General features: G+C 58.1%; 14 protein-coding genes and 4 tRNA genes. 6 read left to right on the top strand and 12 right to left on the bottom strand.

Annotation, left to right across the window (positions count from 1 at the left end; all coding sequences use genetic code 11):
- Position 1: 1 nt before the first annotated feature.
- Entirely contained in the window at positions 2-688 is a 687-nt protein-coding gene (locus QUE75_RS07145) for an SIMPL domain-containing protein (protein ID WP_152437743.1), read from the top strand.
- A 10-nt stretch (positions 689-698) separates the two neighbouring features.
- On the opposite strand, the gene QUE75_RS07140 is transcribed toward QUE75_RS07145, so the two are convergent.
- Positions 699-4,478: a translocation/assembly module TamB domain-containing protein gene (locus QUE75_RS07140; protein WP_286254681.1), complete on the bottom strand. Its 3,780-nt coding sequence runs from the start codon at positions 4,476-4,478 to the stop codon at positions 699-701.
- Entirely contained in the window at positions 4,475-6,223 is a 1,749-nt protein-coding gene (locus QUE75_RS07135; RefSeq protein ID WP_106695382.1) for an autotransporter assembly complex protein TamA, read from the bottom strand. The genes QUE75_RS07140 and QUE75_RS07135 overlap by 4 nt, the downstream gene beginning before the upstream one ends.
- 217 nt (positions 6,224-6,440) lie before the next feature.
- Here QUE75_RS07135 and QUE75_RS07130 point away from each other — a divergent pair, with 217 nt between their 5' ends.
- Genes QUE75_RS07130 through QUE75_RS07120 form a run of 3 tightly spaced genes read left to right on the top strand, consistent with a single transcriptional unit; the run spans position 6,441 to position 10,032 of the window.
- On the top strand, positions 6,441-7,745 hold the full coding sequence (locus QUE75_RS07130; protein WP_061331795.1) for an acyl-CoA dehydrogenase family protein: 1,305 nt from the start codon (positions 6,441-6,443) through the stop codon (positions 7,743-7,745).
- 17 nt (positions 7,746-7,762) lie between these two features.
- On the top strand, positions 7,763-8,971 hold the full coding sequence (locus QUE75_RS07125) for an acyl-CoA dehydrogenase family protein (RefSeq protein ID WP_061331794.1): 1,209 nt from the start codon (positions 7,763-7,765) through the stop codon (positions 8,969-8,971).
- Between the two features lie 53 nt (positions 8,972-9,024).
- Positions 9,025-10,032, top strand: a complete 1,008-nt coding sequence (locus tag QUE75_RS07120) for a hypothetical protein (protein ID WP_286254677.1) — start codon at positions 9,025-9,027, stop codon at positions 10,030-10,032.
- Between the two features lie 23 nt (positions 10,033-10,055).
- Here the strand turns inward: QUE75_RS07120 and QUE75_RS07115 are convergent, their stop codons facing one another.
- The 4 genes from QUE75_RS07115 to QUE75_RS07100 form a co-directional block, all read right to left on the bottom strand.
- Positions 10,056-10,562: a shikimate kinase gene (locus QUE75_RS07115; RefSeq protein WP_286254675.1), complete on the bottom strand. Its 507-nt coding sequence runs from the start codon at positions 10,560-10,562 to the stop codon at positions 10,056-10,058.
- Positions 10,562-11,788 carry a serine/threonine transporter SstT gene (gene sstT / locus QUE75_RS07110; protein ID WP_286254673.1) on the bottom strand — a complete coding sequence of 409 codons (1,227 nt, stop codon included), beginning with the start codon at positions 11,786-11,788 and terminating at the stop codon, positions 10,562-10,564. Before sstT ends, QUE75_RS07115 begins: the two co-directional genes overlap by 1 nt.
- A gap of 139 nt (positions 11,789-11,927) precedes the next feature.
- Positions 11,928-12,004 (bottom strand) — tRNA-Met (locus QUE75_RS07105).
- Between the two features lie 97 nt (positions 12,005-12,101).
- Positions 12,102-13,376 carry an acetyl-CoA C-acetyltransferase gene (locus tag QUE75_RS07100; RefSeq protein ID WP_106696000.1) on the bottom strand — a complete coding sequence of 425 codons (1,275 nt, stop codon included), beginning with the start codon at positions 13,374-13,376 and terminating at the stop codon, positions 12,102-12,104.
- A 252-nt stretch (positions 13,377-13,628) separates the two neighbouring features.
- Here QUE75_RS07100 and QUE75_RS07095 point away from each other — a divergent pair, with 252 nt between their 5' ends.
- Complete coding sequence (locus tag QUE75_RS07095) at positions 13,629-15,035, top strand: 3-oxoacyl-ACP reductase (protein ID WP_286254672.1); 1,407 nt, start codon at positions 13,629-13,631, stop codon at positions 15,033-15,035.
- 136 nt (positions 15,036-15,171) lie between these two features.
- Here the strand turns inward: QUE75_RS07095 and QUE75_RS07090 are convergent.
- From QUE75_RS07090 to QUE75_RS07065, 6 genes are all read right to left on the bottom strand, one after another.
- Positions 15,172-15,247, bottom strand: a tRNA-Val gene (locus QUE75_RS07090).
- Positions 15,248-15,257: 10 nt separating this feature from the next.
- Positions 15,258-15,334: transfer RNA gene (locus tag QUE75_RS07085), tRNA-Asp, on the bottom strand.
- 50 nt (positions 15,335-15,384) lie between these two features.
- Positions 15,385-15,460, bottom strand: a tRNA-Val gene (locus tag QUE75_RS07080).
- A gap of 190 nt (positions 15,461-15,650) precedes the next feature.
- Positions 15,651-15,908, bottom strand: coding sequence for a hypothetical protein (locus tag QUE75_RS07075; RefSeq protein WP_072677690.1), 258 nt, complete (start codon positions 15,906-15,908; stop codon positions 15,651-15,653).
- 49 nt (positions 15,909-15,957) lie between these two features.
- Entirely contained in the window at positions 15,958-16,818 is an 861-nt protein-coding gene (locus tag QUE75_RS07070; protein ID WP_286254669.1) for a DUF2846 domain-containing protein, read from the bottom strand.
- A gap of 146 nt (positions 16,819-16,964) precedes the next feature.
- Complete coding sequence (locus QUE75_RS07065) at positions 16,965-17,921, bottom strand: hypothetical protein (RefSeq protein ID WP_061331732.1); 957 nt, start codon at positions 17,919-17,921, stop codon at positions 16,965-16,967.
- Positions 17,922-18,094: 173 nt separating this feature from the next.
- On the opposite strand from QUE75_RS07065, the gene purE reads away from it, so the two are divergent.
- A complete protein-coding gene (purE, locus tag QUE75_RS07060) occupies positions 18,095-18,586 on the top strand; it encodes a 5-(carboxyamino)imidazole ribonucleotide mutase (RefSeq protein ID WP_061331731.1) in 492 nt (163 codons plus the stop codon).
- The last annotated feature ends 42 nt before the right edge of the window (positions 18,587-18,628 follow it).

Here is an 18,628-nt window from a genome sequence, read left to right as displayed (position 1 = left end):
CATGAAAAAATACACCAAAGCACTGGCCGCAACGGTGTTCGTGGCCTCATTGGCACCACTGGCCGTTTCCGCTGGCGAAGTGAGCCTGAGTGGCGAGGGCAGCGTTCGCTACACTCCGGACAGCGCCCGTTTGCAATTTACCGCCAGTGCCGAGCACAACCTGCCAGAGCGGGCATCTGATCGCCTTTCCGAGACCATGGAGCAATGGCGCAAGGCCATACAGGGCATGCGCGACCAATTGGTGGACTACTCAGACGCCAACGTTAACCTGTACACCCGGTCGCTACCGGTTCAGGAGCGTGGGCAACAACCGGAGAGAATGGCGGTGGCAAGCCAGACGGTCAGCTTTTCCATCGACAATCTTGAACTTCTGAACCCCCTGTTGGAACAGGCCCACAAGGCTGGTCTGCAATACCATCTGAGCGAACACCAATTCTTCCATTCCGACGAGGAGCGCCTGCAACGCCAGGCACTGGCGAGGGCAATCGAGGATGCCCGCAGCCGGTGTGCCTTTGTGGCGGAACAGTTGGGCAAAACCTGTGGTGAGGTCAAAACCATCAACATCAATGGCGGGCACCGCCCGATGCCCATGATGATGGCGGAAGCAAGAGCCGCCAGCGACACCGTTTCCAGTATCGCCCCCCGGGAAATCCAGGCCAGCGTCAACGCCACCTTCAACCTGGATTAACAACCGTCGATCAGAAATCCCGGGTGTAGAAGATATCCAGCGAGGCGGCCAGGCCACTGGCCGCCTCCAGATAGAAATACCGGCCCAGATCATAACGCAGTGCGACCGTGGTGATCGGTTCGAATATCCCGACGCCGTACCTCAGGCTCAATTCATCGGTTATGTATCCGCTGGCCACCACCGAAGCCTCATCCCCGGAACCTTCGGTTTCCAGGGTGAGATTGCGAATGCCCAACTCGTCTCCAATGCCCTGGGTCAGGCGGCTTGCCTGGGTCAGCCCCAGCGACAGAGCAGCTTGCGCCATCTGACCGTCGTCACCGCGGCTTTGAGGCGGGCGGCCCAGAATGATGTAGGACAGCGCATCGCTTTGGGGCATGGAGGGTTCTGAGAATACCTCGGTTTCAGGGGCGTTCACGGGGCCGCTAAGCCTGATACCGGCAACAACAGTGTCTACCCTGCGCACTGCCTCGATGTCCAGGTAGGGTTCTGTCAGGGCACCAACAAACAGGATTCGCGCTCGCCGCAGTTCCAGATCCTGCCCAAATGCCTGGTATTGGCCATTCACCAGTTGTAGCGCACCCCGGGTATCCATGTCGTTGCCAATCCGCAGGGTCCCCTCGAGATTCCCGGTCACACCGAAAGCATCAAACGCTACCCGGTCTTCGCCGACCACCACAGTCACGTCCATCACCATACGCCGGATGGTCGGTTCCTCGGTTTCAACTCCGACAATCACCTCATCTTCGGAGATAGAAACCGCTGACTCCGGAAGCCCCTTGATCTCGATCTCACCACGGGGTACTTCCACACGCCCCGACACCGAGAGTTCACCACTGCGGAAAGCGATGGTGAGGTCTGGCCCAACTTCAACCCGGGCATAGGGTTCGAAATTCACCGGCAGCCTGTCGCCAACAATCGACAGCTCAATCTCTGGCTCCTGCTGCCAATTGATCATCCCCGAAAGTTGCCCGCTACTGCGGTCGTTACTGTTCCAGCGCCCGCTGATATCAGCGGAATCCCCGAGAAACTCGAGCACCAGAACCACATCATTCAGTGGGAGTGGCAGGCCCGGATCGTAAAAACGACCATTCGTAAGAGCCAGCTCGCCATGAATCATGGGGCGTAACAATGGGCCGGTAATCTCGCCTTGGCCGTTAACCTGACCTCCAATCTCTTCCACCCCAGCGAAGGCGGATGCAAAAGCCAGATCCAGTGAGTTCAGGCTGAAACGGCCCTGTACCGGTCGCTCTTCAGCCATCGGGTCAACCGCCAGCTCGGCATTAAAATCGCCCAGTTCCGGCCCTCGCAGGGCAACTGACAACTCAGCTATGCTGGGCTGAAGACGGGCATCAACGGTCAGGCGCTCATGACTCAGGGTTTCCCAGTCATCCAGCACCAGGAATTCGAAGGTTCCCTCACCGGCATCCAGTGTGATTCTGCCATCCGGCCCTGCGTCGGTCAGCGACAGATCCACGTCGGCATCCAGGTGCGCACTCCATCGGAAGGTATCAGGCAACAGTGGCTCAAGGGCCGTTGTCGGAAACTGGCGAATCTGGAAGGCGATGTGGGCATCCGGCAATAGCTGCTGATCGTCAGCGCACACCGAACTTTCCTGCCAGCGCCAGCAGTGAGCGCCGAGGCTCAGGTTGCCTTCTTCGGTGTAGGCAAGGTCAGCGGGAGACTCCAGTTGCCACGTCTGGCCCGGTCCGGGTATGTCGATTTCACCACGGTTCAGTGCACCCTGCCAGGCATCCAGGCTCTCACCCAGGGCGCCGGCGAATACGGCAAGCAGGGTCGCCTCACTGTGGCTGGCATTGACTGTTAGCTGATGCTCATCCCGGGTACCTTCAAGGCGCAGGGACACGTTCTCCAGCTGTTGGTCGGCAGCACGAATCTCATTAATCTCCAGTGCTGCATCCAGCACACCGCCTGTGGCCAGACTGGCATCAAGATCCACGGCCTCAATCTGCAACAGATCCTGCCAGCTCAATCCGCGGCCAGCCATGACAAGCTCGGCGGTGGGATCATCCACGGTGCCAGCAAACTGCAGGCTGGCTTTCAGTTCACCAGCCAGACCTTCGGCAAACATCGCCGGCTCAGGCAACAGGATGGACAAGTTACCTGCCAGTTGGCTGCCGTAACGACCCTGCCCTTCTACACGGTTCTCACCCACGACAAGCACAAGATCATCCACTTGCCATTCGCGACCGTCACTGACCAACTGGCCCCGGGCGCGAGCATTGTTCCCCTGCCATCGTCCCTGCAGATTCCAGCCCGCCGTCATTCGGGGCAATGCATCGTCCTGAAGCCGGCCTTCACTGGTTACGTTGCCGTCCAACCGGGACTCCAGCATAGGCACCCAATAGCCCGGATTGAACTGATCCAGAACCAGGGCAGCCTGCCAAGCCAGCTGGGAAGAAAAATCGAGCTCGGCTTCACCAGACAGGGAACCCGCTCCGGTCGTCATGTCGAGCTGGGTGATACGGACAGCCTGCGTATCGCCATCAAGGCGGGCCTTCAGCTCGGCGTCCCCAAGGGGACCGGCAACCCGGGCGTCAAGATCCGCCTGGTAGCGGTCTTCCTGGTAACTTGCCCGACCTTCCAGACGGTTCAGCGAAACCGGAGGCCCGTCCAGCTCCGGCACCAGGCTGTACCAGGGGAAGCGGTCCAGGGCCAGCCCCACATCAGCGGCCAGACCATCGGCCCAGGAGGCTTCGCCCTGCACCTCCAGGGTTCCGGGTGGCTCACCGCCCTCCCGTTCCGGGCCGGCCATGGACAGTACCAGATCTGTCGCCTTCTCTGTGGTGACCAATCCCTGGATAGAAGTCTGGATATCACCCTCGGTACCCGGCAGTAGCGCCTGGGTGCGGGTCCTGAAACCGTTGGCCAGGGAACCGTCAAGGGTTAATCGCCAGTTCTTCAGCGTCAGTGTTTCCGGAAGATCATGATGGGCAAGAAAACGCTCGGATTCGAGTCTGATGGACGCTGGCAAACGGCTTTCCAGCGGCTGAACCTGCCCCTGTATATTCGCATTAAGATAACCACTACTGGCACCTCGCAACCGCAAGTCCCTGACGCTGCCACCCAGGTTAACGGTGATCTGCCAGTCATCTCCCGATGGCGGCGGCAAGGATACGTCAACATCAATATCCAGGGGCCAATCCCGCCGCATGTCAGCGCGACCACTCGCCGATACCCGTATCTCGTCCAGCTGATACAGCACGTGTTCAAGCTCCAGGCTGGCACCGGAGGCCCGGGATTGCAGCTCAAACCGGTCCCAGATGGCTCCGTCATTGACAGTCAGCGGCCCCAGGGCAACATCCCCGATCACCACTGCCAGCGGCAGGTTAATCCTGGGAAGGCTGATATCACCGGAACTTTCATCATCAGATTCAGAGGGCTGCAGGGTCACTGCAATCCGATCGGCCTTGAGCGTGTCCAGGCAGATGGTTTTTTCGAACAGGCAAGTCGGAGACCAGTCTACTTCCGGAGCCTCCACCACCACGCCCACACCATAGCCGTGCCATTCAAGGCGGTCGGCCTGCCACTGGCCAAGCAGGGAGCCTCGGTCGGCCTCGGTTTGCAACCCGGGAATCTGATCAATGGTCCAGGCCGTTCCCTTTTCGGTATGCAGGGCCAGCAAAATCAGCCCAACGAGCACCAGGGGCAAAAACAGCAACAATGTGACGACCAGCAACAGCCAGAACCACCAGCGCCGGCGCAGCGGCTTTTTGTGTTTCTTCGGCTGACCTTCAGCCTGCTCTGGTGGCACCGGTGGATGATCGGTCACAGCTCTGGCCCCATGGAAAAGTGAATACGCCAGCCGCCGCCAAACTCTTCGTCCAGACCTTTCGCCAAATCCAGACGCAGCGGCCCTACCGGGCTCACCCAGCGAATCCCCAGGCCGGCACCTGTCGCCAGCCGGTCAAACACATCATTCACCGCGTTGCCCTTGTCGACGAACGCCGCCACCCGCCAGTTCCGGACAAACTCGTACTGATATTCGACACCACCGACCAGCTGAAAACGGCCACCGACGGCTACACCGTTGTCATCACGGGGCGACAGGGTTTCATAACCATAGCCCCGGACGCTCTGATCACCACCGGCAAAGAAGCGCAATGAGGGCGGCACATCGGAAAAACTGTTGGTCGCCACCCCACCGAAGTTGAAACGGGTCAGGAACCGGTGATTATCAGCCAGGGTATACAGCCCCCTGGCCAGCACATTCACGTGCAGGATGTCCGCGTCGGAAATGATTGCACGGTGGGCACCGGTCACATCAAACTGCAATCGGTAGCCCCGGGACGGGTCCAGGGGCGAGTTGGCCTGGAGTTTGGAGTAACTGAGCCCCGGCAGCAACAGGCTGGAGTTGCCCCGCTCATCTTCGCCAATTTTGAAGCGCTCGCCTTCCCATCGAATGGACAACACCTGCATCCAGCCGGTATCCAGCCGATGCCGCCACTGTTGCCCCAGCGTCAGCCGTTCCGATTCCACGTCTTCGATATGCTCCCGCTGGTAACCCGCGCCCAACCGTAGGGAGTCCGACATTGGGGGATCCAGCGGAAGTTCGTACCAGCCGCTGACATTCTGACGCAGCTCCGAAAGCTCCGTGTCTGCGCCACGGCGATGCCCCATTGGATTAATGTAGTGCTCACGCCAGTTGCCCCGAAAGCGTGGCCCAACGTCTGTTGAGAAGCCAACACCGGCGCCTACCGACCGGGGCGGCCTGGGGGTAAGGCCAATATCCACCGGTATCACTCCATCCTCTGCCCGGTTCGGTGAAGCATCAATATCCACACCGGAAAAGTAACCACTGTTGGACAGATCGCCGTTGAGCTTCGCCACTTCATCGGCGTGGAAAGGAATGCCGGGTTCAAAGGTCACAAACTGGTTCAGTAAACCTTCGTCAAAACCGTGGCCTTCCAGGAAGGTAACCGCGCCCAGGCGATACCGCTCTCCGGTACGGTAGTGCAAGGTAATATCTGCGTGATTCTCGGACGGGTCTACTTCCAGTCGGCGGGTCACAAACTCACCGTCAAAGTAACCCAGACGTCGCGCCCGATTCTGTATGGCCTGCCGCAGCGTGTTGTAGCGGCCATGATGAAGCACATCTCCTTCCGCCGGCTCTTTCGGAATCTGATCAACCAGTGCCGGATCTTCACTGCCTGGCCCCTCGATCAGCACTGACCTGGAACGAATGCGGACGGGCTCCCCCGGCACAACCGTCAACACCAGCTCGGCCAGCCCATCCGCATTTTCAGTGACTTCGAATGTGATCACCGGATTGTAGTACCCCAGGGCCCGAATGGCCTGTTCAACCTGGGCTATCGCCGTGGAGGCGTAACGGCGCAGGCCATCGGCTGAGCGGCCTTCTACCTCACCCACAAAAATCCGGGCATTGTCTCTCAAGTCACTGTGATCGCCCTCAACCTCAACCCTGACCTGACTGGCATGGCTGGCAGACGCGCTCAACAGCACCGCAAGCCCGGTCAGCTTCAGGATTCTCTGTATGTGATGTCGGGGTAACAGCATGCGGTGTTTGGGTTTCCCACCTGGATGATTGACGAATCCCTGAGTCAGGGGGTGAGTTTACCGATAGCGGATGCGCGCTTCTACGCCTGGCGCGCCAAAATCACAATTGACCACAATGCCATCAGGGAATGCTACACCTGCCAATGGCCATTGTGACCTCCGGAGCCATGCTCGGTTCCACGTGGTGCGATCAATCAGACAACCTCAGGAGTTCAGCGTGACCAGGGATCCAATCGGACTTGCACTCTCGATCATGAACCGGATATCCGGCAACCCTTTGCTCGATCGGCTGGGCTTGAGATCTCCCCTTGAACGTACGGCATACCAAGGCACTCGGACCGGTTTCCGGACCATTGCCCTGGCGGGCCGTGAGTTCAAACGGGTTCGCAACTGGCTACCCCGGAAGCGACTGCCACCCGGGGCCCCAGGCGACCTGTTTGACCTTAGCCTCGACGACGACCAGCAAATGATTGTCGACAGCCTGAAACGCCTGGCCCGGGATGTCCTCAGGCCCGCTGCCCAGGAGGCCGATGAACAGGGCCGATTGCCTGAAGCCGTTAAACACGAGGCCGCTGCCCTTGGCTTGCCCATGTACGCGGTACCCAGCGAATTCGGTGGGGTGGCCGAACAGCAGTCACCGGTGACCAGCGTGCTGATTGCTGAGCAACTGGCCTGGGGGGATATGGCTCTGGCAATTCGGCTACTGGCACCCTTCAGTGTCGCCCAGGCGATCAGTTGCTGGGGCAATGGAGAGCAACAGTCCCGCTATCTGCCGGCCTTCTGCGAGGATACGCCTCCGGTGGCCAGTCTCGCCATTGACGAACCAACGCCGCTGTTTGACCCAATGCAACCATCCACCACGGCTACCGAGACCGACCAGGGCTACCGGATTAACGGCGAAAAATCGTTTGTGATTGCAGGCGCCGAGTGCGAGTTGTTGCTGGTCTCGGCTGCCCTCAATGGCACACCCCGGGTCTTTATTATTGAAACCACTGGCCTAAACCTGGCAATAGCGGATACCCCGGGGATGGGGTTGCGCGCGGCGGAGGCCACCTCAGTCCGGTTCGACAACCTGGACGTACCGGCCGACGCACTGCTCGGCGATGACGATTTCTGTTTTCAGGCTTTCATCGACAGAGCCGCCCTGATGCGCTGCGGCCTGGCCATCGGTACAGCGCAGGCCGTGCTGGATTATGTCATTCCCTACTGTAACGACCGTCAGGCCTTTGGCGAGCCTATCAGCCACCGGCAATCGGTGGCGTTCATGATCAGCAATATGGCCATTGAGACCGACAGTATGCGCATGCTCACCTGGCGCGCCGCCAGTAGGGCCGAAACCGGCCGAAGCTTCCACCGGGAAAGCTGCCTGGCCCGTTTGCTATGCAATGAGAAAAGCATGGAGATTGGAACCAACGGTGTCCAACTGCTCGGTGGCCACGGCTTTGTTAAAGAACACCCGGTGGAGCGCTGGTATCGGGATCTTCGCTCCACCGCCACTCACCATGGCGGCGTTCACGCCTGACACCAAGGACATTCGCTATGAATCTCGACATTCCTGGAAAGTTTGCACCGATTGTTCATCAGGCCCAACAGGTGGCCCGGGAAGTTTTCCGACCGATTTCCCGACATTATGACCGCGCCGAGCACGCCTATCCCAAGGAACTGGATATGTTCGCCTCCATCATGGACGGCATGAACGATGGCGCGGCCGATGGTGGTGCTGGGGCTGGCCGCCTGGCCCGGTCCGCCGGAGACACCGGCACCGGCAACCAGAATGGCACCAACATGAAAACCGTTCTGGGTCTCACGGAACTCTGCTGGGGCGACGTTGGCCTGGCTCTGTCCATCCCTCGCCAGGGTTTGGGTAACTCCGCCATTGCCGCCGTTGCCAACGAGCAACAGCTTCAACGGTTTGGCAAGACCTGGGCAGCCATGGCGATCACCGAACCCGGTGTCGGTTCGGATTCCGCCGCCATTCGGACGACGGCCACCAAAGACGGCGACCACTATATTATCAACGGTGAGAAGATCTATGTGACCGCCGGTGAAAGGGCCAATGCCGTTGTGGTCTGGGCCACACTCGACAAATCCCAGGGCCGGGCCGCGATCAAGTCGTTCGTGGTGGAGAAAGGGACACCAGGAATGACCGTGGAGCGACTGGAGAAGAAACTGGGAATCCGCGCCTCAGACACGGCCGCTATCCGTTTTCACAATTGCCGGGTTCCCAAAGAAAACCTGCTGGGTGATCCCGAGATCAGCGTGGACAAAGGCTTTGCCGGCGCCATGCAAACCTTTGACAACACCCGACCGGTGGTCGCTGGAATGGCCATCGGAGTGGCTCGGGCCGCCCTGGAGCGCACTCAGGAAATTCTGAAGACAGCAGGATTGGACCTGGCCTACCAGCAACAAAGCTGGACAACCACCGCCGCTGTCCGGGAACTGCATTTGCTGGAAGCGGAACTGGAGGCCGCCAGGCTACTGACGCTCAGAGCCGCCTGGATGGCCGACAACGGCCAACCCAACTCCAAAGAAGCGTCCATGGCCAAAGCCAAGGCCGGCCGGGTGGGTAACCAGATCACGCTCCGCTGCGTAGAGCTGTGTGCATCACTGGGGTACCAGGAAACGGAACTGCTCGAAAAATGGGCCCGGGACTCCAAAATACTCGATATTTTCGAAGGCACCCAGCAGATCCAGCTTCTGATCATCGCCCGACGATTACTCGGAAAGTCGTCCTCCGAGCTGAAATAAGCTAACCTGTCAGGGACTTATATTATGCCCCTGACCAATGACAGGTAGCCCGGATGCTCAGGATTAACCGCGAAAACCTTCGGTCCAGCCATCAGTTGATCTGGTTCCTTATCGATTTCCTGATGCTGGGCCTACTGATCATCAACCTGGCCTTTATCATCTGGGACTCGATATACAGTTTCGTTGCGGTTCAGAACCTGCTGGAAGAAAACCTCCCCGCCGTCAATGCGATCTACCAGCCGATCCATGAACGCTTTATTTTCTATGATCTGATCTTCGTCTCCATCTTCCTGACCGAGTTTTTTGTCCGCTGGGGCTACTCCGTCAAAGCCAAGGTCTACGACCGCTGGTATTTCTACCCGTTCATACACTGGTACGATCTGGTGGGCTGCATCCCCGTTGGCGGCTTCCGCTTCCTGCGGGCGCTGCGGATCATTTCGATCATCTACCGCCTGCACCAATACAAGATCATCGACTTCACCAGCACTCGCTTGTACCAGTTTGTGTCGTTCTACTACGAAGCCTTCATGGAAGAGTTATCAGACCGGATTGTTCTGAAGGTTCTGAGCGGCGTTCAGGATGAGGTAAAGCGTGGTTCGCCCCTGTTCGAACGTATCCAGACTGACATTCTGTTCCCGAGACGGTCCATGTTGTCGGATTGGTTATCGGAACGCGTCGCCCTGGCTGCGCAGCACGGCTATATTCCCAATAGAGGTGCCCTGCGAGTCTATCTGGAAGACCGTGTAGACAACGCCCTGAAGCAGAATCTTGAACTGTCGAGACTGAAATACCTGCCGGTGGTTGGCCCAACCATACAGGACACGCTGGAAAATGCCGTTGGCGATATTGTTGCAAACGTGATCCACCAGATCCTGGAAGATCTGGCGTCTTCCAGCAATCACGCTTTTATCGAAGATATTGTGAACGTGATGCTGCCGGAGCCGGGAGAAGAGAAAGGAGCAGACCAGGAACAAGAGGCGTTGATCAACCTGATTCTGGAAGTCATTGACGCCATCAAGGACCAGGTACGAGTGAAACACTGGCGGGCAAACCTGCCGTAATCTGTCCCCCCGGACAAATACCTTCAGAGCTTGCGGATAATAGCCTCACACAACTGGTCCTGATTGAAGCCCTGCCCTTTTATGGTCAGGTCTGCATAGCGGGTATAAAGCGCGAAACGCTCCTCGAACAACTCGGCCAGAGACTGGTCCGGCCGCCGTGAAATCCCCCGAAGGCTGTAATCGCCAATGCGGTGAATCACCGTCTCCAGTGAAATGTCCAGGAACACCACAGTACCGTTGCGCTTCAAATGCTGCATTGCAGCATCACTGTACACTGCACTGCCGCCGGTACTGATAACCTGATTGTGAACGTCCAGGGCCAGCAGCACCTGCTCCTCGATCTGACGCAAGGCCACATAGCCGTCCTGATCAACAATCTCCTGCAGGGTACGGCCGGCCTGCTCCTGAATCAGCAGGTCGGTGTCGATGAACCCCATGCCAAGGCGCTTGGCCACCAGCACACCAATGGTACTTTTGCCACTGCCGGGCATGCCGATGAAAATCAGATTGCGGCCAGTAGGATCCACCATCACACCCGATCCTCCGCCGCATGGCAGGCGGCTGCGGTAAACAGGACATCGGTGGAGGAATTCAGGGCCGTTTCAGTGGAATCCTGCACCACGCTGATTACAAACCCGATGGCCACCGCCTGCATGGCAACCTCGGCGGAGATGCCGAACAGACTGGTAGCCAGAGGAATCAGCAACAAGGAACCACCTGCCACTCCGGACACGCCGCAGGCTGCAACCGCGGATACCACGCAAAGCAGCAGCGCCGTTGGCAAGTCAACCGGAATGCCGAGCGTATGGGCTGTGGCCAGGGTAATCACCGAGATGGTAATGGCTGCTCCGGCCATATTGATGGTTGCCCCCAGCGGGATAGAAATCGCGTAGGTGTCCGGGTCGAGTTTCAGGCGCTCACACAGGTTGAGATTGACCGGAATATTGGCGGCCGAACTGCGGGTAAAAAAGGCGGTAATCGCGCTCCCCCGCAGGCAGGTAAACACCAGGGGGTACGGGTTCCTGCGTGTGTAAGCAAAGACGATCAATGGATTGGTCACCAGCGCCACAAACAGCATGCAGCCCACAATCACGGCCAGCAAATGACCATACTCGAGCAGGGCTGCCACACCAGACTCCGCCAGGGTATTGGCGACAAGGCCAAAAATGCCCAAAGGTGCCAGCCGGATGACCAGCTTCACGATACCGGAAACAGCGTCAGACAAATCGTTCAGAACCGACCGGGTAGCATCGCCGGACTGTCGCAACATCAACCCAAGGCCGATAGCCCAGGCCAGAATGGCAATGAAGTTCGCATCCATCAGTGCCGTGACCGGATTGGTAACCACACTCAAAACCAGGTTCTGCAGAATCTCAACAATGCTGCCCGGCGGATTGCCGGCCACTTCCGGCATATCCAGAGTAAGCTCAGAGGGGAACACAAAGCTGGCAACAACGGCCACCACAGCGGCCAGCAGGGTGCCAACCACATACAGCAACAACACCCCGCGAATGTGGGTAGGTTGCCCCTTCTGATGGGCAGCAATAGCCGACGCCACCAGTACAAATACCAGAATCGGCGCCACGGCTGTCAGAGCCGAAATGAATAATTGCCCAAGCAGCGATACTGACCGCGCCGCCTCTGGCGCAACAATGGCCAACAGTATGCCGGCAACAATGCCGATGGTAATTTGCGGGATCAGCCCCAGTTGCAATAAAGGGCGCAGACGCAGAAAAGCGGGCAGCCGGCTGGACATGTAAAAGCTCCTGTTTGTTGACTAAGGGGCCGTCCACCAGGCGGGCACACCCATCGGCGACCTTCAGATCGGTAAATCGTATTTTTTGGATACGAAAAGCAAAAAGGCAGATCAGTTAGTACTGATCTGCCTTTTTTATTGGTAGCGGGGGCTGGATTCGAACCAACGACCTTCGGGTTATGAGCCCGACGAGCTACCAGACTGCTCCACCCCGCATCAAACTGGCTGTTTACCGGGTCACCCCGATCAACGTGGCGCGAATAATACGGCGTGAAGTTGCCCCTGTCAAAGGAAATTACGGTTTTCCCGTAACTTAGCGCTCCAGAATCGCCGTCACGCCCTGACCACCCGCCGCGCAGATGGAAATCAGGCCTCGACCACTGCCCTTTTCTTCCAGCAATTTGGCCAGGGTTGCGACGATACGACCACCAGTGGCGGCAAACGGGTGCCCGGTTGCCAGACTGGAGCCTTTCACGTTCATCTTTGCCCGGTCAATACTGCCCAGCGGCGTGTCCAGGCCCAGGCGCTCCTTGCAGAAGACCGGATCTTCCCACGCCTTCAGGGTAGACAATACCTGGGCGGCGAAGGCTTCGTGAATTTCGTAGAAGTCGAAATCCTGCAGGGTCAGGCCTGCCTTCTCCAGCATGCGCGGCACGGCATAGGCCGGCGCCATCAGCAGGCCCTCTTTCTTGTCCACGAAGTCCACCGCTGCCACTTCAGAGAACGTCAGCCAGGCCTTCACTTCCATATTATTGGCTTTTGCCCACTCTTCACTTGCCAGCAACACGCAGGAGGCGCCATCCGTCAGGGCGGTGCTGTTGGCAGCAGTCATGGTGCCGTTTTCACGATCAAAACAGGGCTTCAATGTAGCCAATTTTTCAAGGGTGGTATCCGGGCGCAGGATGTTGTCTTTATCCAGACCCGCCATCGGTGTCAGAAGATCCTCAAAGAAGCCCTCGTCATAGGCCTTGGCCAGCTTCTGGTGGCTTTCCCAGGCCAGGCGATCCTGGTCCTCACGGGCAATATTCCACTCCTTCGCCGTGACCTGACAGTGATCCCCCATGGACAGTCCGGTACGCGGCTCGCCATTCTCCGGAATCTCCGGCATCAGGTGGCCAGGGCGGAAACGGCCAAGAATCTTCAGGCGCTCCTTGGCGGTTTTGGCTCGGTTCAGGTCCAGAAGAATCTCCCGCAAGCCCTCACCCACACCGATGGGCGCATCCGACGTGGTATCGGTACCGCCGGCGATGCCGCATTCAATTTGCCCAAGAGCAATTTTGTTCGCCACCAGAATGGCTGCCTCAAGCCCGGTACCACAGGCCTGCTGGATATCGTAGGCCGGCGTTTCCGGTGCCAGGCCCGAGCTCAACACCGACTCACGGGTAAGGTTGAAGTCCCGGGAGTGTTTAATCACCGCACCAGCGACCACCTCGCCCAGCCTCATGCCCTGGAGGTTGTAGCGATCCACCAGGCCCCGAAGCGTGGATGTCAGCAGCTCCTGATTACTGATTTTGCTGTAGGCGGTGTTGGAGCGGGCAAACGGCGTACGATTACCGCCAATAACAGCGACGCGGCGAATGCCGGGCACCTTTTTGGTAGCCCGAGAACCGGATTTCGTGCCAGTACGAGTGGTTTTTGGTGCCTGTGCCATAGCAAACTGTCCCTTCAGTGGTGATCATAAGTGGTTTGATTCAGGTTAGCCCAGAGTCTAGCGCCTGGCGCCCGTTGCTCATTGGCAACTCTGACAACGCCATGACTGAGTTGAGTCAATCCAATAACTGGCAGAAGCTTTACCCTTTGGGCTATTTCATACTCAACCAAACTCACAAGGAAGAACATCATGTCTGACCTCTACCTGAAACTGGTTAACACTCCGGTTGGCAAAACCGCCGCACAGTCACTGGGCTTGCCCTCCCCGGCGCCCCTCAGCCGCCTGAAGCGGGTCGACCAACCATTTATTGAAGGCGACGTATTGATTGGCGCAGGCGCCGGTGCCCGCGCTATCGCCACCCTTGGCTCAATCATTGGCGCCAGCCCGGCGAGCCTGCACCATGCCACGGGCATCGAAACCCTGGCGGACTCCGCTCAGGCGGGCAACAAAGCCAAGGCGCTGGATGTGTCCGGCGAAGTGAACGGAAAGTTCTCAGCCCTGGTATTCGACGCGACCGGTCTCAAAAACCCTCAGGAACTACGTGCTCTGTACGACTTTTTCCATCCGACCATCCGCAAACTGGCCTCCAATGGCCGGGTGCTGGTGATAGGCCTGGACCCTCACACCTGCCGGAAGGCACCCCAGGCCGCCGCCCAGCAAGCCCTTGAAGGCTTTGTACGCGCCGTTGGCAAGGAAATTGGCAAGAAGGGCTGCACGGCCAACCTGGCATGGATGGCTCCGAACGCCGAGAACCAGCTGGATTCCACGGTTCGCTTCTTCCTGTCTGCACGCTCGGCTTATGTTTCCGGCCAGGTGGTGCGTATTGGCAAAGCAGAGGAAGCCAAAGCCACCAACCCGGTGGCTCCGCTGGCCGGCAAGGTAGCCCTGGTCACTGGCGCCTCCCGGGGCATTGGCGCAGCCATTGCAGAAACCCTGGCCCGCGACGGCGCAACCGTTATCGGCCTGGATATCCCCCCGGCATTGGAGGAACTGCAGAAAGTAACCGACGCCATCAAAGGCAAGGCGCTGGCCTGCGACATTACCGAAGAAAAGGCACCCAAGCTGATTGCAGATTTCATTGAAAAAGAAACCGGCGGGGTGGATTTTGTGGTTCACAACGCCGGCATTACCCGCGACAAAACCCTCGGAAACATGCCAGAGCACTTCTGGGATATGACGATCGCTGTCAACCTGACTGCTGAGGAGTTGATCGATGAAGAACTGGCCGAGCGCAAGCTGATGCGCGACAACGGCCGCATTGTGTGCATTTCCTCCATCAGCGGCATTGCAGGCAACTTCGGCCAGACCAACTATTCCTGCGCCAAGAGCGGTGTGATCGGTTATGTGGAATCTATGGCAAAGCACCTGAAAAACGGCATAACCATCAACGCCATTGCCCCCGGTTTCATCGAAACCCAGATGACCGCCGCCATGCCATTCACCATCCGCGAGGCGGGCCGGCGAATGAACAGTCTGTCTCAGGGCGGGCAACCGGTAGACGTGGCAGAAGCCATTGCCTGGTACTGCAACCCGGCTTCTGCCGGCGTTAACGGAAACGTTGTGCGGGTGTGCGGGCAGTCGCTGATCGGCAAATGATGCCGGACCTTGCACCAACCTGAACGACGAAAAACCGGGGGCATCGAGCTCCCGGTTTTTTGTATCGGGGAAGCGGTCAGACTTTCCTTCAGGCGAAAAAAAAGCAGATCCGTTTGGATCTGCTTTTCTTCACATCTGGTGGGTGGTGCAGGGATCGAACCTGCGACCCTCGCCTTGTAAGGGCGATGCTCTCCCAGCTGAGCTAACCACCCGGGAAAAAGTTGGCGGAGCGGACGGGACTCGAACCCGCGACCCCCGGCGTGACAGGCCGGTATTCTAACCAACTGAACTACCGCTCCGCATCGGTTCAACGCTGCAAATAAACGCCGAACCTGAAACCGCTTGAAAATGGTGGGTGGTGCAGGGATCGAACCTGCGACCCTCGCCTTGTAAGGGCGATGCTCTCCCAGCTGAGCTAACCACCCACTTCGTGGCCTTACTGTTCTTCAGGCTCAAAGCGGTCACTTGTTGCGCCTGGCGCTTGTTGATTCAGCATTGCTGCATCAACCAAGTGAGACGCGCATTTTAAGCATTTCACTCACCGTGTCAAATGTTTTCCGGAAAATTCATGAATTTTTTCTGACCCGGCATTACCTGAGCATTTATTAATCAAAATCAGGAGCTTGTGTGCCGTTTGCGCCCGCCAGGAAAGTCGCGCACCTCCCCGGTTTTCTGGCCCGCCTGCTCGCCCTTCTGACGCAACGCCAACTCACTGACTTTGTCTCTCCGTTCATTCGGTATCGCCTGACTGGCCAGCGAACGGTTGAGATCATCCAGCTTGACCCTGACATCCCGCCAGGACTCTTCCAGATAGGGCACCAGGCGCCCCGCCACTTTCTCGAATCGAACTACCAGATTATCTTTGAGCGACATTGTTTTTATCTCACCGCAGTCAACCAACTCCAGTGTAGACAACCCTCGCTCAGAAAATCCACCAGCCGCCGCCGGATTCCTCTTCACGCCTCTGCTTACGTTCCAATTCCAGCTTTGCGTAATCCCGCTCCAGCGCCTCCAGTTTCTGATCCGCCTCCAGGGGCTCTGTGGGGCCACCACCGAACGGCCAGTACCAGGAGGCAGACTCATACTTACCCTGCTGTTTCAGTTGCTCAACCTCAAGCTCCCGCTCTTCCTCCAACGCCGCCTTTCGCTTCTTGTAATCCATGTCTTCATTGACCTCAACAATGGAAGCACCAGCATGATTCGGCGCCAGCAGGTCGCTGTTGAGGAACAGGGTGGAAACAATCTGACCAGACTGCATGGCGTAGTCACGGGTCACCAGCTGCAGATCGCCACTGGCCAGGGGATGATCCGGGTCCAGATCCGGATGGCGCCGCTCCGGCTCGGTCAGCTCGTTGTAACGCAGGTAATAGATCTTGCCGGGCTCAACCCGCAGCGTGGCATCGGCAATCAGGCTCAAGCTGAACGAATTCAGCCCCTCCAGTCCCAACAGCGGCCTGCGCATAGCGATGTGGCGCTCACCGGGTTTCACCTCAAGCCAGGTGTAGCTGTTGTTGCGGATGTTGAAGTAGTGCTTGTCGTCGATGTAGACGCTGGGCGACTCGATCTCATCCGCAGCCCATTGGGAGTGAGTGCGGTAGAAGTAAAGAACAGCATTGCGCTGATCCCAGGCATCGGTGTCGATATGGACAAAGTCATGCCCCGACACAGGATGCAGGAAAGCCCCCACACTCTTGCCAATAGATTGATAGATGGTACAGCCGGAGAGCGCCACCACACACAACAGGGCGATAGCGTTCCGAAGGTAAGGCACTCGTTTTTTCATTGTTATGCACTCTTCATCCCTATCGAGTTAGCCGATGATAACAACTGCCACTCAATAGAAATGAGAGCTACCGCAAGGGATGAATACAAATCGTTACATTCACCCCCTACACCTTGGAAGCCGAGTCTTCTGGAGAAGGCAAGAGCCTAGTTTCCGGAAACCTGCGAGCGAAGCTGGTTAACCTCTTCGGACAACCGGACCAGCCGGGAAGTAAGCTGAGACCGCGACGCATCCACCGCATCAACGGTTTTCTTGAGCTCAGACAGCTGATTCCTCAAAGCCCGGACCTCGCCGTCGCCCGCCATGGAGTCCACCTTCTGTTCCAGCGCGGCAATCTGGCCTTCCATGCCACTGATCCCCAGCTTTTGCTCCTGCTCAAAGCGCCTTATCCGGCTCTCAACCACCTGGTCCACATCACCGATCTGCTGACTCAACCGTGTCAACTGCTGCGTTGCCTCCTGGTTCGCTCGCTCCAGCGAAGCGACGGAATCGTCAAGCCGCTGCCGCACCTGCGCCACATCCGCCGACAACCCCGTGCGTGCCTGCTCCAACGATGCGGTCAAATCAGACGCAGCCTTGTTTGCCTGGGCAAGCTGATCATCAACATCCGCCAACCTTTGCTGGTGCTCATCAAGCCGTTTTTTGTTGCGCTCGTTGGCAATCACCCAGAGTTTACGGATTTCACTGTCTGCGGAATCCAGGCGCTCGTCATTAGCCGCAATCTTCTCCTCCAGGGAAGCTCCCCGCTCCTGCAGCGACTCCCCGGTTTCTGATAACTCACCCTCAAAGCGCGCCAGCGCCAACTTACTCTGCCGAGCCCAGTAATCCGCCTCTTCCAGCTGCCCCTCAAGGGCTTCAATACGCTCATTCTGAAAATACCAGCCGGCACCCGCGCCTGCGGCCACGACCACCAACAAAAGCCACATCAACAACCCACCTCCCGGGCCGCCACCGCCAGACGTCTTCTCCGGTTTTGGGGGCTTAGGAGGCTTCTGCCGGTTACTGGCGGATTTACCTTTTTGCCCATCAGGCTTTCTGGGCTCGGCGCCACCAATAGGGGGCTCAGCTCTCAGCTCGTCATCGTCCGGGCGAATGGGTTCCATTACTACTCCTGAATCGGGATGGTCAAAATGTCAGCCACGATAATACCCGCACTTAACAATCCGTTAAAATGAAGCCTTTTAAAGATTACCGGAACCACGCCCGCCCTGTGTTGCATGGTAGGTAGGCAAAACATACAATGGCCGGCTTTCCAATTATCACAGGACAGTTGCATATGCAGCCGCTTGTAGGACTCATCATGGGCTCGAAATCCGACTGGCCCACCATGGAACACGCCGCCGACATGCTCGAAAAACTCGGCGTCGCCTACGAAACCCGGGTGGTCTCCGCCCACCGCACACCCGACCTGCTCTTTGACTACGCCAAAACCGCAGCCGACCGCGGCCTGAAAGTCATCATTGCAGGCGCCGGCGGTGCAGCTCACCTACCCGGCATGGTTGCCTCCCAGACCTCTCTGCCAGTCCTGGGCGTTCCTGTACAATCAAAGGCCCTGAACGGCCTGGATTCGCTGCTGTCTATCGTACAGATGCCTGGCGGCATCGCCGTTGGCACCCTGGCCATCGGCAAAGCGGGCGCCACCAACGCCGGCCTGCTGGCAGCACAGATTATTGGCACGTCTGACGATGGCGTCCGAAAGGCTGTTGACGAGTTCAGAGCAACACAGACACAAACAATTCTGGATAACCCTGATCCAAGAGATCAGTGAAGCCAACTCCCAAGGCTGGATGAGCAGTTCGGGGAAGGCTTT

Source organism: Marinobacter shengliensis, from assembly GCF_030297115.1.
GTDB lineage: Bacteria > Pseudomonadota > Gammaproteobacteria > Pseudomonadales > Oleiphilaceae > Marinobacter > Marinobacter shengliensis.
The sequence above is the reverse complement of the archived record's forward strand: the minus strand, read 5'-3'. Positions and strand labels throughout refer to the sequence as shown.

Coding starts and splice junctions, on each gene's coding strand:
- purE (WP_061331731.1), top strand. CDS start 18,095: ATGCAGCCGCTTGTAGGACTCATCATGGGCTCGAAATCCGACTGGCCC.
- QUE75_RS07120 (WP_286254677.1), top strand. CDS start 9,025: ATGCTCAGGATTAACCGCGAAAACCTTCGGTCCAGCCATCAGTTGATC.
- QUE75_RS07075 (WP_072677690.1), bottom strand. CDS start 15,908: ATGTCGCTCAAAGATAATCTGGTAGTTCGATTCGAGAAAGTGGCGGGG.
- QUE75_RS07135 (WP_106695382.1), bottom strand. CDS start 6,223: ATGCTGTTACCCCGACATCACATACAGAGAATCCTGAAGCTGACCGGG.
- QUE75_RS07065 (WP_061331732.1), bottom strand. CDS start 17,921: ATGGAACCCATTCGCCCGGACGATGACGAGCTGAGAGCTGAGCCCCCT.
- QUE75_RS07070 (WP_286254669.1), bottom strand. CDS start 16,818: ATGAAAAAACGAGTGCCTTACCTTCGGAACGCTATCGCCCTGTTGTGT.
- sstT (WP_286254673.1), bottom strand. CDS start 11,788: ATGTCCAGCCGGCTGCCCGCTTTTCTGCGTCTGCGCCCTTTATTGCAA.
- QUE75_RS07125 (WP_061331794.1), top strand. CDS start 7,763: ATGAATCTCGACATTCCTGGAAAGTTTGCACCGATTGTTCATCAGGCC.
- QUE75_RS07095 (WP_286254672.1), top strand. CDS start 13,629: ATGTCTGACCTCTACCTGAAACTGGTTAACACTCCGGTTGGCAAAACC.
- QUE75_RS07115 (WP_286254675.1), bottom strand. CDS start 10,562: ATGGTGGATCCTACTGGCCGCAATCTGATTTTCATCGGCATGCCCGGC.
- QUE75_RS07145 (WP_152437743.1), top strand. CDS start 2: ATGAAAAAATACACCAAAGCACTGGCCGCAACGGTGTTCGTGGCCTCA.